This is a genomic window from Streptomyces sp. UW30 (assembly GCF_008042075.1).
Taxonomy (GTDB): Bacteria; Actinomycetota; Actinomycetes; order Streptomycetales; family Streptomycetaceae; genus Streptomyces.
Genome location: NZ_RDBN01000177.1, coordinates 1 through 632, shown reverse-complemented (window position 1 = coordinate 632; position 632 = coordinate 1). Strand labels below are relative to the sequence as shown.

The 632-nt window shown below is 68.4% G+C and carries 1 protein-coding gene; it reads right to left on the bottom strand.

Annotated features, from left to right (window positions below):
- Positions 1–196: 196 nt before the first annotated feature.
- Entirely contained in the window at positions 197–463 is a 267-nt protein-coding gene (locus EAO75_RS45410) for a hypothetical protein (protein WP_148000958.1), read from the bottom strand.
- Positions 464–632: the final 169 nt, after the last annotated feature.

Below are 632 nucleotides of genomic sequence, written 5' to 3'. Positions count from 1 at the left end.
GGGGTGCGCACGACGACGCTTAGTAGCTCGGGCCTACCAGGCACTTCGGGGCGGGCCATTCGTGCAACACCCGCGCACCGACGAGACCCTCACCTACGACCATCGGCGACTTCAGCCCGTACGACCGCTCGGCCGCCGCAAGGCATTCGGCCCGGGCCCATGGCATTGCGCTCCGACATGCGGGCGGCGCAGGAACTTACCGCGGCTGTCGTGAATGCCGCTTCGGGCGTCGACGCACAGTAAAGGCGCAGGCCAGCATGCCGAGGCCCCAGGCGATCAAAAGGGCACCCCACAGCGGCATGGTCACCTCCGGGACGAGAAGGCGGATCTTGACGCTGTCGCGGTTCTCGAAGATGAAGACCAGAGCGATCGCGGTGATCAGAGCGAACGGTATGAGGCGGCGGACACCGGGGCGGGAAAGGAACGGCGTGTGAGCCTTGTGGTCTGCGCTGGTCTCGGCCATGGGGTGCCTCTCCGTCACGTACCCCTTCATCCAGCGTCCCCTTTCACCACGTGGCGCGCCACCGAAGGGGCCGCGCGGGGCACGGAGCTGCGGTCAGCAGGAACACGGAGCGCACGCGACAGTGACCCGGTCTGCCGACGCCGTCCTCACCGCCCTCGCCGCTGTGGGG

What these genes read in the sequence shown, in the direction of transcription:
- EAO75_RS45410 (WP_148000958.1), bottom strand. Translation starts at nt 463, where the DNA reads ATGGCCGAGACCAGCGCAGACCACAAGGCTCACACGCCGTTCCTTTCC.